Raw genomic sequence first — 13704 nt, forward strand, 5'->3', positions numbered from 1 at the left:
GGACGCCGCGGACCGCTTCAGTGAAGCCGCAGCTGATGGCCTCGTCCGGGACCGTGAACGTCTCCCAGGTTTTGGTCCGGCCGGCCCGGATTTCCTCGAGCGCCTTCTCCGCGAAGTGCAGTGCAGCGGCAGCGGCATAAGCCTGGAAGTACGTGCGCGCGCGGTTGCGTTCCAGGGTGTTGCTCCACTGCGGGATGTTCCATTCGAAGGTGACAGGACCCTTGAGTGCTGTTTTGGGAAGGTTGATCTGCACGCTGCTGCCGGTGGCCTTGAGGTAGCCGATGTCCACCAGCCCGGCCAGGGCGGTGGCCCACAGCCGTGCCAGCGGACCGCCGCCGGTGTCCAGGGCCAGGTTGTTCTCGCCGTCGAACCAGCGCGGGGACATGACCCAGCTGTACTTCTCCTTCAGGTCACGCTTTTGGGGCCGCGGATTGGTGTGCTGGTTCCAGGGGTGGCGGCGGTCCACCGGGTTTCCCAGCGGATCGTGGGTCACAAACATTTCCTGGTCTTCCCAGTCCTCGTAGTAGGAGGATCCCAGCATGATCCGCAGGCCCAGGTTGATGCGGACCAGGTCCGTGGTGACGAGTTTGCCGTCCACCACCACGCCGGGAGTGACGAACATCTTCCGGCCCCACTCGGTCATGTCCTTGTACTCGAAATTGCAGTAGTCAGGATCCTGGAGCGAGCCCCAGCAGCCCAGCAACGTCCGGCGCAGGCCCACCTGCTCGTAGCCGGGCAGCGCCTCGTAGAAGAAGTCGAAGAGGTCATCGTGCATGGGCACCACCTTCTTCATGAATTCCACGTACCGCATCAGCCGGGTGATGTAGTCCGTCATGAGCTGGATGGTGGCCACCGTCCCCACCCCGCCGGGGTAGAGCGTGGACGGATGCACGTGCCGGCCCTCCATCAGGCAGAACATCTCGCGGGTGGCACGGCTGACCTGCAGCGCCTCGCGGTAGAACTCACCGGTGAACGGGTTCAGCGAACGCATGATGTCCGCGATGGTCCGGTAGCCGTGCTCGCCCTCGTGCGGGGCCCGGGTATTCTCGGCCTTGGCCAGGACGGCAGGGTTGGTTTCGGAGACCATCTTTTCGCAGTAGTCCACGCCCACCAGGTTTTCCTGGAAGATGTTGTGGTCGAACATGTACTCCGCTGCCTCGCCCAGGTTGACGATCCATTCGCCCAGGTTCGGCGGCTTCACACCGTAGGCCATGTTCTGTGCGTAGCAGGAACAGGTGGCGTGGTTGTCGCCGCAGATCCCGCAGATCCGGCTGGTGATGAAGTGGGCGTCCCGCGGGTCCTTGCCTTTCATGAACAGCGAGTAGCCGCGGAAGATCGAGGACGTGCTCTTGCACTCCACCACCTGGTTGTTCGCGAAATCGATCTTGGTGTAAATGCCCAGGCTGCCCACAATCCTGGTGATCGGGTCCCAGTTCATCTCCACGAGGTTGCTGTTGTCCGTCCCGCTCCCGGACGGCATTGGAATCGTTGAGGTCATCTTCTTCACCTGTCTGGAATGGGGATGGCTACCAGGTGCGCTTCGCGCCGGTCAGCAGTTCAGGTCCGGGCCGGCGCCACTTGGGCTCCTGGTTCAGTGTGTGGGTGGTGATGCCGCGCAACGCCCTGATGGCTGAGCCGTAGGGGCGGATGGTGTTCGTGGAGAGCTTGCCGCCGGGAGGCTCGTCCATAAAGGGCATGAACTTGTCCGGGAAGCCTGGCATGGTGCAGCCGATGCAGATGCCGCCGACGTTGGGGCAGCCGCCGATTCCGTTCATCCAGCCGCGCTTGGGCACGTTGCACTTGACCACCGGGCCCCAGCAGCCCAGCTTCACGATGCACTTGGGGGAGCCGTACTCGGTGGCGAAGTCGCCCTGTTCGTAGTACCCCGCCCGGTCGCAGCCTTCGTGGACGGTCTGTCCGAACAGCCATGTGGGCCGCAGCGCATCATCGAGCGGAATCATGGGGGCCTGTCCCGTGGCCTGGTACAGCAGGTACGTCATGGTTTCGGAGAGGTTGTCCGGCTGGATGGGGCACCCGGGCACGCAGACGATGGGGATGCCGGCCTTGGATTTCCAGTCGTAGCCCAGGTAGTCAGGAACGCCCATGGCGCCGGTGGGGTTTCCGGCCATGGCATGGATGCCGCCGTAGGTTGCGCAGGTGCCGGCGGCGATGATGGCGGTTGCCTTGGGTGCCAGGCGGTCCAGCCATTCACTGGTGGTGATTGGCTGTCCCGTAGCCAGGTCGTTGCCGAACCCGCACCAGTAGCCCCCGGCGTCGTGCAGTTTCTCGTTCGGGATGGACCCCTCCACCACCAGGACGAAGGGTTCCAGTTCGCCGCGGTCCGCCTTGCGGAACCATTCCAGGAAGTCGTCCGCCCCTTCCTGGGGGCCGCACTCGAAGTCGATCAGGGGCCAGTGCATGGCGATGCGGGGCAGGCCGGGAAGGGCGCCGAGGGCGATTTCCTCCACGCTGGGTTGGGTGGCCGCCGTCAGGGCGACGGAGTCGCCGTCGCAGCTTAGCCCTGCGTTGATCCAGAGCACGTGAATCAGGGTTTCTTCGGCCTTGAGGGAAGTCTCGGTAGGCATCGTTGCCTCTTTCCGCGGCCCGCAGGGGGCTTAGTGTGCGTCTGTCAGGGTCTCTTCCAGGGGCCCTGCAAGAGACCCGAGGCGGGTCTCTGTCCGGGAGGGACGGCCGTCCAGCCAGTCGTACCAGGCGGCCATGCCGTCCCCGGTAGTGGCCGAGAGGACCAGAAATTCTGCGTGGGCGTTCAGGTGGCGGATGCGGCGGACGCATTCGTCGACGTCGAACTCGACGTAGGGGAGCAGGTCCGACTTGTTGATGATCACCAGGTCAGCCGCGATGAACATGTGCGGGTATTTCTGCGGTTTGTCATCACCTTCCGTTACTGAGACGACTACTACTTTGGCTGCTTCGCCCAGGTCGAAGAGGGCGGGGCAGACGAGATTGCCCACGTTCTCGATGAACACGGTGGAATCCATTGGGGGATCGAGCGCGTCCAGTCCGCGGCGGAGCATGTCGGCGTCCAGGTGGCAGCCCGCTCCGGTGTTGATCTGCACCACGGGCCGGCCGGCCTTGCGGATGCGATCGGCGTCGAGGGACGTTTCCTGGTCACCTTCGATGACCCCGGCCTGCAGCCTGTCACCCAGTTCCGTGAGCGTCCGGACCAGGAGGGTGGTCTTTCCGGCGCCCGGGGAGCTCATCATGTTCAGGGCCCGGACCTTCCTCCCCGCGAGCCAGCCGCGGTTCCGTTCCGCGAGCAGATCGTTCTTGGCCAGGAGGTTCTGTTCCAGGGAGATGAGCTCCGGCGCGTGGGTGTGGCCGGCGTCGTGCTCATGCCCGTGCTCGTGCGGATGGCTGCGCGTGTGCTCGTGAGGGTGGCTGTCGTCGTGGGCGTGGTCGTGAGGGTGCCCGTGCTCATGCGTCTGGTCGTGTGTGTGCGGGTGGTCATGCGCCTGAGCATCGGGGGCATCCCAGGCATAAACCCGGGGTGTCGCGTCCTCGCCGCAGCCGCATGTTGCGCACATCGCCTACGCCACCTCCACCGAAACGAGCTGGAGTTCGCGTCCCGTCACTACGTGGACGTCGGCGCTGCCGCACGGACAGAGGAGGAACATGTCAGTCAGCGCGAAGTTGTTCCCGCACGTACGGCACCGCCCTTGGCCCTGCGGCTCGTCGATCTGCAGCCGCGCCCCCGCCAGGGTGGTTCCAGCCGAGGCAACGTCAAAACAGAAACGGAGGGCATCCGGGAGCACGCCTGACAAGGGGCCGATCCGAAGGTTGACGCCGGTAACTGCCCGGCTTCCTGTCTTGTCCAGGACCGCGTCTATGAGGCTTTGTACGATCGAGAGTTCGTGCATCGGCTGTGCCTCCCTCCTGCCAAGATAGGCTCGTCCCGGCCGTAACGCAACCCAATTATTTGACAGCCGCACGCTCATCGAGTAAGGAGCGTATAGTCATGTCATTGTTCTGCAAGGACGCGGAAGCCGGAGGCTCGGAAGTGCAGCAACCGGAAGCTGAAAACAGCACACAGCCCGAAGCGCGGACGGGTACGCCCGCCATCGTTTTGGCTGGGCGATCAACTTTGGCTGCGCGATCACTGTTGACAGGGCCCTCACCTTTAACAGGGCCATCACTGTGACAGGGGGATCGCTGTGACAGGGGGCGAGCGGTCCTCGATCGCCGGGATGGCAGCCGTGGTGCTGTTGCTCCACGGAGTCGGCTGGGGCGTCCTGCTGGCAGTCGTGGCACCGGAAAACCTTCCGGCGGGGTCATTCGGAGCGTTCGGTGTGGGCTTGGGTGTCGCCGCGTATACGTTGGGCCTGCGCCACGCGTTCGACGCCGACCACATTGCGGCCATCGACAACACCACGCGAAAACTCGCAGGAGACGTACCTCGGGGCGCACCCGGGCATTGCGGGGCCGGGCACAGGCCCTTGACGGTGGGCTTCTGGTTTTCCTTGGGCCACTCGAGCGTTGTCTTTGGTCTGTGCGCGGTGCTGGCCGCCGGAATTCGGGGCCTGTCGGCCCAGGGCGGGGCGGTTTCGGACGAAGCAGGGGCCGGCCTGCACTTTTTCGGGACGGCAGTCTCGGGCGTCTTCCTGTACCTCATCGGTGTCCTCAACCTGGTGATGCTCCTGCAGGTTCTTCGATCGGTGCGCCGGCTCCGGTCCAGCGGGGACAAGGCTGCCGGACTGGAGACCCAACCGGCCCCCGGCGGGCTCATGACGCGGCTCTTCGGCCGCTTCACCCGCCTGATCACCAAACCGTGGCAGATGTATGGCGTTGGCCTGCTGTTCGGCCTGGGCTTTGACACCGCCACGGAGGTGAGCCTGCTGGTCCTCGCAGCCGGAGCCGCTGCCTCGACGCTGCCGTGGTACGCGATCCTGACGCTGCCGGTCCTTTTCGCGGCAGGCATGAGCCTGCTGGACTCGCTCGACGGCTGCCTCATGACGTTCGCCTACCGCTGGGCGCTGGCCAGGCCGGTCCGCAGGATCTATTACAACGTGGTGGTGACCGGCCTGTCCGTGGCGGTGGCCCTGGGCATCGGTTCCGTGCAGCTGATTCACCTCCTGGTGGACAGCGCCGGGATCCGGTCCGGGCCGCTCGCGGTGATCGGCGGATTGGACCTGGCGGCTATCGGCTACACCACGGTTGCCCTGTTCATCTTCACGTGGCTCGTTGCCCTGGGCGTGTGGCGTTTCGGTCATATCGAGGAGCGCTGGTCAGCGCAGGTTCCGCAGGGCGGTCCCGACGAGCCGGCCCGGACCACACAGCGGTAGGACCAGACAGCGCCCTGCCCGCACGGCGGCCGGACCGCTGAGCGCCGGCCCAGGGTCCGCCGGGATAGTGTGGAAGGCATGCCTTCGTTCCAGACCCGCCTGAAAATCACCGGACTGAAGCCCGGCAACCCGCCCGAAGCCGTGATGGCCGCGGCGGTGGAGGCCCTGGAGACCCGGCACCATGTGGAGTCCAACCAGATCGAACTCGCCGGCGGTGTCCCGCAGCTTAACCTCCGCTTCCTGGTGGAGGCCACCGAGTACAACGGCGAGAATCACCAGGCGCGCGAATCGGCAGCCATGATGCGCGACGCCGTCGAACGCGTTGCGCTGACCGGTTCCCTGACGGTGCTCCGCCGCAACCGCGGCCGCTGGGCACCGGTCTAAGTCAGTCTGGTTCGGGGCCGACCACCGGGGGAGGCTCGTCCACCGGGGAACGGGTGCCGCGCCGGCGGGTGACAATAACGCCGACGACGGAGCCGATCACCAGTCCCACGCCAACGCCGATGAGCGAGCTGGCCCAGAACGGCAGCTTGGTTGCCGAGCCTGTGAAGTAGCCCAGCCCCACCAGCCAGCCGGCCCAGAGGACCGCGCCGAGCCCGGCGCAGAGGCTGAAACCGCGGACAGCGACGTCGGCGATTCCGGCTGCGGCCGACGTCGCCAGCCGCCCTCCCGGGATGAATCGGGCACCGATAATGGCGCCGTAGGTGGATGAGCGGCCCGCCCTGGCGATCGCTTCATGGATGCCGTGGTGGACCTTCCTGCCCCAGCGCCACCGGTCGAGGATATGGCTGAGCCGGCGTTTGAAGAGCTGGAACACCAGCATGTCACCCAGCCAGGACGCCAGTGCGGCCAGGGCGGCGACGAGAAAAATATTGGTCCGCCCGTCCGCCGAGAGCGCGCCCCCGGTGATCACCACCATCTCTGACGGGATGGGCGGGAAGATGGCGTCCCCGAGCACCACGGGGATGATCCAGAAATAGATCGCCGCTCCCCAGCTATCGGCGTTGCCAAAGTCCATGGCCACAAAGTACCGCACTTCGGGCGGCGAAACGGGAGTCAGCGCAGGGCCGGACGGAACGCCGCCACGAGATCACTCAACTGATTGGACGGCTGGACGCCCAGTTCATTTTCCAGCCGGCTGGCGAACATGGTGTACGCGCGGACAGCGGCTGCCCGGTTCCCGGCGGCAAGATGTGCCTGGACCAGCAGGAGATGGGCCGATTCCCTGAGCGGTTCGATGCTTACCGCCGAAATCGCTGCGATCACGGCCCTGCCGGGTTCGTGCGCCGCAAGATGTTGCCGGGCCATGAGTTCCAACGCGCTGAGGCGCAATTGCCGGAGGCGCTCCTGCTCGAAAATCACCCAGTCGTCGTACCAGCCGGGCAGCAGTTCGGCCCGGCTCAGGTGGTCCAGGTAGCCGTCCGGAATCTGGCCCTCGGGCTGGGCCTGCATTCTGGCGACGTGCAACTGCAGTGCTGCGACGTCGACGCGGACCGATTGTTCCAGCTCCAGCGTGTCCGGCCCGGTATGGAGGAGGCGCGGCAAAGAGTGGGAGATACACCAGACGGTGGTGCGGAGATTGCCAGCGGCCTGCGTGTCGCTGCTCCTGGGCCACAGCAGGCCTGCCAGGAAACTGCGGTGCCGGCAGCCGAGGAGCCCCACACAGGCGATCAGCCGCTGCTCACGGCTGGCTACCGTCACGGCATCGTTGCCGCAGTGCAATCGCCAAGCCCCCAGCAGGCTCAAGCGCCAGTCCTGTGCGAGAGCCACCGTCATGCTTTTCCCTCTCAAGCGGCCGGATTCCACGCGTTCCCCAGATACCATCGTGGCATTCAGCCAAACCTTGTCAAGGGATTCCAGCAACGGGGGTAGGGCGGCGGTTAAGTGGGGTAGGACGGGTTTTACGCGCCCGGTTGCTGCAGGGAATCGAGCCAGCGCCGGACTGCCAGGATGATTTGATCAGCGTCAGCCGCGGCTTCGACAATCTCTCGCTCTTCGCCGGGGCGGCTGGAGATTAAACGAGCCCGAATTCCGTAGTTTTGGGCAGGCTCCGCCCACGCGCGAATAACCATGGTGCCTTCACTGTCCGCCATGAGCGGGCGCCCTGCTTTCGTTGTTTTTGCATTCGCAATTCTCCGCGGACATTACTGCCCGGTATGACCATCCTAGGCATAGATTAATGGCCGCCCAAGCCTCCTGGCGTTACGTCAAATTTTCCCGAAACAACGCGAGAATAACGCGGCTGTAACGGAGCGGCCACGGGCCGGCGCGTTGACTGATCGGGAGACGTCGAAAGGGGGTGATACATATGAAGAAGGAGCTCACCATCCAGGAGTTGGACAGTCAGCAGGCGGAGCTGTTGCCTTCGCGGGAAACCCTGGTTTTTGGCGACAACTGGGCAGCCGTATACGCAACCAACACCTCTCTTGCACTCAACGCCGGGTCATTGCTCGCTTCGGCTGAAAGCTCAGCTGTTCAGACAATCCTTGTAGCCCAGGGTTAGTCCGCTTTCCGTCCGATATCCGGACCCCGGAGTATCTGGGGGAGAGGTGAGGTGCTATGGAGGCATCGCACAAGCTGTCATTGGTGGAACTCGATGCTGAAGTATTGGAGCTCCTTCCCGTTCGGGAAACGCTGTTCTTCGACTTCAACGTCGCACCCGTAGTCGCTGTGAATCTTTCAATGGCCATCAATGCGGCCTCAATAGGTTCTGTGGCGAACTCGGAGGCCTGGCAGACCCTGTTGGTAGCTCAACAGTAGGCCTGCAGGAACTTTGCAAACATTGTGGGCATGTTCCAATGTTGGGGCATGCCCACCCGCTTCTAATGACTGGCTTTTCGTGGGAAAAGTGACAAGTTGGCGGTGAATGTGACAGCAACACCTGATGCTGCGTTTACAGGCCGCTGGGTTCCGGCGTCCGGGGTTGTTTTCCTGGGCCCGGTTGAAGGGTCCGGGCTGAGGGAGCGCAGCTACCTGCTGCAGCGTGCGGACGGGCAGATTGTCCAACTTTCCGAGCTCCTCCAGCTGGTGATGATTTCCCTCTCGGCAGAGAAGTCCCTGGACGATACGGCCCGTGACATCAGCGCAAGTTACGGCCGGGAGCTGGGTGTGGGTGGACTGCGCCACCTGATAGACACCAGGCTCGCGCCGATGGGGCTGGTCAGTGACCGGTCCGCCGATCCCGCCGGGGCGGCGGTCTTGCCAAGGGCGGACCCCCTGCTGGCGCTGCGGCTGCGAGGCACGCTCCTTCCGGAGAAAGCGGTTAATGCCGTGGCCGCGGTCCTGACGCCGCTGTATTGGGGTCCCGTGGTGGTGGCCGTCCTGGCGGCCCTGGTGGTGGTCGATGCCCTCGTGGTTGCCAGGAGTGACTTTATGGGCTCACTGGAACAAATACTGCTCACCCCGGCGCTTCTGCTGGGGATCTTCGCGCTCCTGACACTGGCCGCCGTCGTCCATGAACTGGGCCATGCCACAGCGTGCCGGTACGGGGGCGCACGGCCCGGGGTGATCGGCGTCGGCGTTTACCTTGTCTTTCCTGCGTTCTTCACTAACGTCACTGACTCCTACCGCCTGGGCCGGGCAGGCCGGATCCGCACCGACCTTGGCGGGCTGTATTTCAACTGCCTGTGCCTCCTCGGTTTGGGCGGCGCGTACCTCCTGACGGACCAGGGATTCTTTCTGCTTGCGGCCGGCCTGATGCACTTCCAAATGGTCCAACAACTGGTGCCGACGCTGCGTTTCGACGGGTATTTCGTGCTGGCTGATATTGCCGGCGTCCCCGACCTGTTCAACCGGATCCGCCCGGTGCTGCGGAGCCTCATCCCCGGCCGCCCCGTGGACCCGCTGGTGACCCAGCTCCGGCCGTTCGCGCGGCGCATCGTCACGGCGTGGGTTGTCACCGTCGTGCCGCTCCTGTTCGTGTCGCTCGGCTGGATGCTGCTCAACCTGCCGGCGATCCTCGGACAAACAGCCAGCGCCGTTGCGCGTCACGCCGGGCTTGCCGCCGCGGCGGTGGAAGCCGGTGACCCGTTCGTTGCGGCGCTCGCCGGATTGTCCATCCTCATGTTGTCCCTGCCGGTGATCGGCCTGGCCATCATGCTGTACCGGTTGCTGTCCATCCTGCTCGCCCGCGGCGGCCGCCTCGTCAGGGGCAGGTTACGTTCGACGGCGGCCGCGGAGGCTGTGGTGCCACCGCATCTGCGGGCGGGGAAGCCGCAGGTGGGGGAGCCGCAGCCGATGAAGTCACAGCCGGGACAGCCGCAATTGGGGAGTTCACTAGAGAAAGGAAGGTCCGCCATGGCGCTTGCACCTCCCGCGGCCATGCCCGGCAACGACGTCCCCACCCTGCAGGATTTCCTCGCCGACAGGCCAAAGCCACCCGCAGCCCTGGCCGAGGCAGGCTGGCAGGGTGTCATCCGCCGGCTCACCGGCAACTCAATCAGCCCCGCACCCGGGCGCCGGGAACTCGCCCACCTGCAGGCTGTCGGGGACGTCCAGCGCCGGCTTGATGGCCCGCGCACCGTGGTGGTGGTCAACCCGAAGGGCGGTGCGCATAAAACCACGGCAACGCTGCTCCTCGCGGCAACAATGGGAATCCAGCGCGGCGGTTATACCCTCGCGTGGGACAACAACGAGACGCGCGGCACGCTGGGGTGGCGGGCGCCGCTCGCCGGGCACACGGCTACGGCCGTTGACCTCCTGCAGGAGGTGGACCGCTTCGAGGATCCGGTTCTGGGCCGGATCGGGGATCTGGACCGGTTCGTCCGTTATCAGGGGTCCGCCCAGTTCGACGTGCTGGCCTCGGACGAGGACGCGGCGGGCGCCGCCACCATCGGAAGCCGTGAGTTCGACCGGCTGCACTCGGCCCTCCGCCGTTTCTACCGGATCATCATGGTGGATACGGGCAACAACATGCGGTCCTCCAACTGGGAGGCCGCAGTGGCTGCAGCTGATGAGCTGGTGATCGTGTCCACGCTGCGTGAAGACACGGTGGCCAGTGCCGTCTGGCTGGTGGACGGGCTGCGCGAGCGCGGTTACCAGGCCAAGGTGAGCAACGCTGTGACCCTGCTCGCCGCTCCATCCCGGCACACCGATGTGCACCTTCATCAGCGGACGAGGGCCCACTTCGAGACACTCACCAGGGAAGTCCTCGACGTCCCGTATGATGGCTCGCTCGTGGCCGGAGGACCGCTCAGCTACCAGGCTCTGCAGCCGGAAACGCGGGAGGCCTGGCTCCGTGCCTCGGCCGCAGTAGTGCAGGGCCTCTGAGTTGCTCATCCGCGGATCGGCCGGCCATTTATCGGGGCGCCGGGACGTGGGAAACTGGCCGCATGCGGATCAGCATCCTCCAGGCCGACATCACCACCCGCGCCGTGGACGCGGTGGTAAACGCTGCCAACTCCGCCCTCCTGGGCGGCGGGGGAGTGGACGGCGCCATCCACCGCGCTGCCGGGCCTGAGCTCCTGGCCGCCTGCCGGGAACTGCGCCAGGACCGCCTGCCGCACGGGCTTGCGGTGGGCGCCGCCGTCGCGACTCCCGGTTTCCGGCTGCCTGCCCGCTGGGTCATCCACACCGTGGGGCCAAACCGGCGCGCCGGGCAGACCAACCGGGCGCTGCTGGTGTCGTGTTTCAGCGAGAGCCTGCGGCTGGCGGATTCGCTGCGAGCTGAGTCCGTCGCGTTCCCGGCGGTGGGCGGCGGGGTGTACGGCTGGGCGGGGCAGCAGGTGGCCGAAGCAGCGCACGACGCCGTCACCGGGTTTGGTGCCTCGCATCCGGAGAGCGCACTTGAGCTGGTGGAATTTGTGCTGTTCAGCTCCGAGATGGAGGACTCGTTCAGCGCGGCGTTTGGAGGGCCTCGCTGAGTTCCAGATTGCTGCGGTATTCGACCGGCTGCTTGCTGATGGGGTCCACAAGGCGGATGCCGCGGGCCAGCAGCTGCAGCGGCTTGGTGTAGTCGTCCGGGGCCTTGTCCAGCAGGTCCGGGTAGAAGGCGTCGTTGACGATGCCGAGGCCAAGCGATGCCATGTGCACCCTGAGCTGGTGTGTCTTGCCGGAGTGCGGCTCGAGCCGGTACCTCGCAAGGCGGCGCGGCTTTTCGCTGCCGGCGGCTGCAGGCGTCAGGCCGGCGGCGAGGCCGGCACCGGCGCCGGGGGCATCTGCAGGGGTGCCGCCGTCGAACGTTTCCAGCCGTTCGATCCGGGTTTCCGCATTCGGTTCGCCGTCGATCACTTCGGCCAGCAGGTAGCTGCGGGACTTGGTCATCCGGTTGCGGACCACTACGGGGAAGTCGACGGCGGGGTACCCGGCGGCGGGTTCCGCGGCGGAAACGCACTCGTATTCCTTCTGGACCTGCCGTTTCTCGAAGAGCACCTGGTATTTGCCACGCGTCTCCGGGTTGGTGGAGAGCAGCAGGACGCCGGCGGTCATGCGGTCCAGCCGGTGCATGGGGATCAGGTCCGGCAGGTTCAGCTGGTTTCGCAGCCGGACCAGGGCCGATTCCTGGATGTAGGTGCCGCCCGGGGTGGTGGGGAGGAAGTGTGGCTTGTCGACCACCAGCAGGTGTTCGTCCTGGTACAGGATGCTGATGTCCACCGGGATGCGGGTTTCCGGCGGAAGGGTCCGGTAGTACCAGATGAAGGTATGGTCATCGAGCTTGGTGGCCCGGTCCAGCGGGGCGCCGCCCTCGCCCACGATCTCGCCGGCGTCGAACCGGTCCTCAATGCCTTGCGGATCGATGTGGCCCCAGCGGTGCATCATGTAGTCCATCGCGGTGTCCCACGGCCCCTCATCCGGGAGGCGCAGGCGGGTGGCGTTGACGCCGTCGCGCACGGGGAGGGGGGATTGCATCACCGGACCATTCTACTTTGCGTGGCGGGGCCGCCTGCCTTGAGTGCACCGGCCCGCCCGCCGAACTCGCCGGAACGTGCCCCGGACGCCGGAACGTTCCAGCGGTGCCGACGCGTTCCGGCGTCCCGGGACCCTGCAGGCCGGGCACCGACGGTAAAAAATTTCTTGACAATAAAAGTTGTCGGTTGGCATGATGGAAGCATGTTGGACATCGAAGTGATCGAGGACGCGGCCGCCGCGGAGGCGTCGCTGGACCCGATCCGCACGCGCATCCTCCGGGAGCTGGCGGAACCGGGCTCGGCAACGCAGCTCGCCGCCAAGGTGGGGCTCCCGCGGCAGAAGGTCAACTACCACCTCAAGGCCCTTGAACGGCACGGCCTGGTGGTGCTGGTGGAGGAGCGGCGCAAGGGAAACGTCACCGAACGCGTCCTCCAGTCGACGGCGGCCTCCTACCTGATTTCGCCCGTGGCACTCGCCTCGGTGGCACCGGATCCGCATAGGTTTTCCGACCGCTTTTCGGCCTTCTGGCTGCTGGCGCTCGCGGGCCGGATGGTCCAGGAGGTGGGCAAGCTGATTGCCGGCGCCGCCGCGGCCCGGCAGAAGCTCGCCACGTTTGCAATCGACGGCGAGATTACCTTCCGCACCGCCGCTGACCGGGCCGCGTTCGCCGAGGAGCTCGGCGTTGCGGTCACGCGGCTGGTTGACAAGTATCACGACGGCGGCCTGCCGCCGGGAGGTGCCGCCGCTGCGGCCGGCGGCACTCCGGTGCGCGGCGGCCGGAAACACCGGATCGTCGTCGCACTTCACCCTGTACTCAAAACACCCACAAACCCCCTCAGCGAAGGAGCAGGACAATGACTGATAAGCGCGAATTCGAGATCGTCTACAACACCGAACTGCCGGGCACGCCGGAACGCGTCTGGGAAGCCGTCACCAGCGGCACCCCGGCGTGGATGTTCCCCACCGACCAGTGGCCGGCGGTCAGGACGGTGGAGGAATTCCCCACTCGCCTGGTCTCCCGGATGGACGGTCCGGACGGCTGGTTCAACCAGCTGGAGCACGTGCTGGAACCGGTCGACGGCGGCCGCGCCAAGCTTCACTACGTGCACAGCGGGATCTTCGCCGACAACTGGGATGAGCAGTACGACGGCGCCAGAAAGCACACCGAGTTCTACCTCCACACCCTGGGCCAGTACCTGGCGCATTTCGACGGCAAGCCCGTGGTGTTCACGGACATCCAGGGTCCCGCAGCGTCGCAGACGCCGGACGGATTCGACCGGCTGAAGAAGGCGCTGGGCGTGGACGCTGCCGCGCAGGGCTCCGCAGTGGAGGTGGACGTCGACGGCGTGGGGCGGCTTTCCGGAGAGCTGGACTTCTCCAATGCGAACTTCCTCGGACTGCGGACTGCCGACGCGATGTACCGGTTCTTCGGCCGCAACGCCTTCGGCGCACCGGTGGGCATGACCGTGCACGATTTCAGCGGCAGCGGCAATTCCGAAGCCACCGCCAAGGCCTGGAGCGGGTTCCTGGCGGAGGTCTACGCGTAAAGGCGGCTTCG

At 65.8% G+C, this 13704-nt stretch carries 14 protein-coding genes and 1 pseudogene; 8 read left to right on the forward strand and 7 right to left on the reverse strand.

The window, feature by feature from the left end; translation table 11 throughout:
- The 4 genes from NQJ30_RS17505 to NQJ30_RS17525 all read right to left on the reverse strand — a co-directional run.
- Window positions 1–1498 (reverse strand): nickel-dependent hydrogenase large subunit (locus NQJ30_RS17505; protein ID WP_255771484.1); only part of this gene is annotated, 1498 nt, incomplete at its 3' end.
- Between the two features lie 28 nt (window positions 1499–1526).
- The gene (locus NQJ30_RS17510; protein WP_255771485.1) at window positions 1527–2585 is read right to left on the reverse strand and encodes a hydrogenase expression protein HypE; all 1059 of its coding nucleotides are present in this window, start codon (window positions 2583–2585) and stop codon (window positions 1527–1529) included.
- Window positions 2586–2615: 30 nt separating this feature from the next.
- The gene (gene hypB / locus NQJ30_RS17515) at window positions 2616–3545 is read right to left on the reverse strand and encodes a hydrogenase nickel incorporation protein HypB (RefSeq protein ID WP_304664248.1); all 930 of its coding nucleotides are present in this window, start codon (window positions 3543–3545) and stop codon (window positions 2616–2618) included.
- 3 nt (window positions 3546–3548) lie between these two features.
- A complete protein-coding gene (locus tag NQJ30_RS17525; RefSeq protein WP_255771486.1) occupies window positions 3549–3878 on the reverse strand; it encodes a hydrogenase maturation nickel metallochaperone HypA/HybF in 330 nt (109 codons plus the stop codon).
- A 294-nt stretch (window positions 3879–4172) separates the two neighbouring features.
- On the opposite strand from NQJ30_RS17525, the gene NQJ30_RS17530 reads away from it, so the two are divergent.
- Both NQJ30_RS17530 and NQJ30_RS17535 read left to right on the forward strand, forming a co-directional pair.
- On the forward strand, window positions 4173–5300 hold the full coding sequence (locus tag NQJ30_RS17530) for a HoxN/HupN/NixA family nickel/cobalt transporter (protein ID WP_255771487.1): 1128 nt from the start codon (window positions 4173–4175) through the stop codon (window positions 5298–5300).
- Window positions 5301–5378: 78 nt separating this feature from the next.
- On the forward strand, window positions 5379–5684 hold the full coding sequence (locus tag NQJ30_RS17535; RefSeq protein WP_255771488.1) for a hypothetical protein: 306 nt from the start codon (window positions 5379–5381) through the stop codon (window positions 5682–5684).
- A gap of 1 nt (window position 5685) precedes the next feature.
- On the opposite strand, the gene NQJ30_RS17540 is transcribed toward NQJ30_RS17535, so the two are convergent.
- Both NQJ30_RS17540 and NQJ30_RS17545 read right to left on the reverse strand, forming a co-directional pair.
- Window positions 5686–6318, reverse strand: coding sequence for a DedA family protein (locus NQJ30_RS17540; RefSeq protein ID WP_255771489.1), 633 nt, complete (start codon window positions 6316–6318; stop codon window positions 5686–5688).
- 38 nt (window positions 6319–6356) lie between these two features.
- On the reverse strand, window positions 6357–7001 hold the full coding sequence (locus NQJ30_RS17545; protein ID WP_255771490.1) for an AfsR/SARP family transcriptional regulator: 645 nt from the start codon (window positions 6999–7001) through the stop codon (window positions 6357–6359).
- 607 nt (window positions 7002–7608) lie between these two features.
- Between NQJ30_RS17545 and NQJ30_RS17550 the strand changes: the two genes are divergently transcribed.
- From NQJ30_RS17550 to NQJ30_RS17565, 4 genes are all read left to right on the forward strand, one after another.
- On the forward strand, window positions 7609–7803 hold the full coding sequence (locus NQJ30_RS17550) for a hypothetical protein (protein WP_255771491.1): 195 nt from the start codon (window positions 7609–7611) through the stop codon (window positions 7801–7803).
- Between the two features lie 56 nt (window positions 7804–7859).
- Complete coding sequence (locus NQJ30_RS17555; RefSeq protein ID WP_255771492.1) at window positions 7860–8060, forward strand: hypothetical protein; 201 nt, start codon at window positions 7860–7862, stop codon at window positions 8058–8060.
- Window positions 8061–8168: 108 nt separating this feature from the next.
- A complete protein-coding gene (locus NQJ30_RS17560) occupies window positions 8169–10568 on the forward strand; it encodes a hypothetical protein (protein WP_255771493.1) in 2400 nt (799 codons plus the stop codon).
- Between the two features lie 62 nt (window positions 10569–10630).
- The gene (locus tag NQJ30_RS17565) at window positions 10631–11161 is read left to right on the forward strand and encodes an O-acetyl-ADP-ribose deacetylase (protein WP_255771494.1); all 531 of its coding nucleotides are present in this window, start codon (window positions 10631–10633) and stop codon (window positions 11159–11161) included.
- On the opposite strand, the gene NQJ30_RS17570 is transcribed toward NQJ30_RS17565, so the two are convergent.
- The gene (locus tag NQJ30_RS17570; RefSeq protein ID WP_255771525.1) at window positions 11133–12146 is read right to left on the reverse strand and encodes an RluA family pseudouridine synthase; all 1014 of its coding nucleotides are present in this window, start codon (window positions 12144–12146) and stop codon (window positions 11133–11135) included. The two genes, NQJ30_RS17565 and NQJ30_RS17570, sit on opposite strands and share 29 nt — an antisense overlap.
- Window positions 12147–12347: 201 nt before the next feature.
- On the opposite strand from NQJ30_RS17570, the pseudogene NQJ30_RS17575 reads away from it, so the two are divergent.
- Window positions 12348–13008 (forward strand): annotated as a pseudogene (locus NQJ30_RS17575) (helix-turn-helix domain-containing protein).
- Complete coding sequence (locus tag NQJ30_RS17580) at window positions 13001–13693, forward strand: SRPBCC domain-containing protein (RefSeq protein WP_255771495.1); 693 nt, start codon at window positions 13001–13003, stop codon at window positions 13691–13693. Before NQJ30_RS17575 ends, NQJ30_RS17580 begins: the two are co-directional and overlap by 8 nt.
- Window positions 13694–13704 lie beyond the last annotated feature (11 nt).

The sequence above is a fragment of the Pseudarthrobacter sulfonivorans genome (assembly GCF_024391045.1).
GTDB lineage: Bacteria > Actinomycetota > Actinomycetes > Actinomycetales > Micrococcaceae > Arthrobacter > Arthrobacter sulfonivorans_B.

Bases quoted from the DNA above. Each gene is read 5' to 3' on its own strand.
- NQJ30_RS17565 (WP_255771494.1), top strand. From the start codon at position 10,631: ATGCGGATCAGCATCCTCCAGGCCGACATCACCACCCGCGCCGTGGAC.
- NQJ30_RS17550 (WP_255771491.1), top strand. From the start codon at position 7,609: ATGAAGAAGGAGCTCACCATCCAGGAGTTGGACAGTCAGCAGGCGGAG.
- NQJ30_RS17570 (WP_255771525.1), bottom strand. From the start codon at position 12,146: ATGCAATCCCCCCTCCCCGTGCGCGACGGCGTCAACGCCACCCGCCTG.
- NQJ30_RS17555 (WP_255771492.1), top strand. From the start codon at position 7,860: ATGGAGGCATCGCACAAGCTGTCATTGGTGGAACTCGATGCTGAAGTA.
- NQJ30_RS17525 (WP_255771486.1), bottom strand. From the start codon at position 3,878: ATGCACGAACTCTCGATCGTACAAAGCCTCATAGACGCGGTCCTGGAC.
- NQJ30_RS17510 (WP_255771485.1), bottom strand. From the start codon at position 2,585: ATGCCTACCGAGACTTCCCTCAAGGCCGAAGAAACCCTGATTCACGTG.
- NQJ30_RS17535 (WP_255771488.1), top strand. From the start codon at position 5,379: ATGCCTTCGTTCCAGACCCGCCTGAAAATCACCGGACTGAAGCCCGGC.
- NQJ30_RS17580 (WP_255771495.1), top strand. From the start codon at position 13,001: ATGACTGATAAGCGCGAATTCGAGATCGTCTACAACACCGAACTGCCG.
- hypB (WP_304664248.1), bottom strand. From the start codon at position 3,545: ATGTGCGCAACATGCGGCTGCGGCGAGGACGCGACACCCCGGGTTTAT.
- NQJ30_RS17540 (WP_255771489.1), bottom strand. From the start codon at position 6,318: ATGGACTTTGGCAACGCCGATAGCTGGGGAGCGGCGATCTATTTCTGG.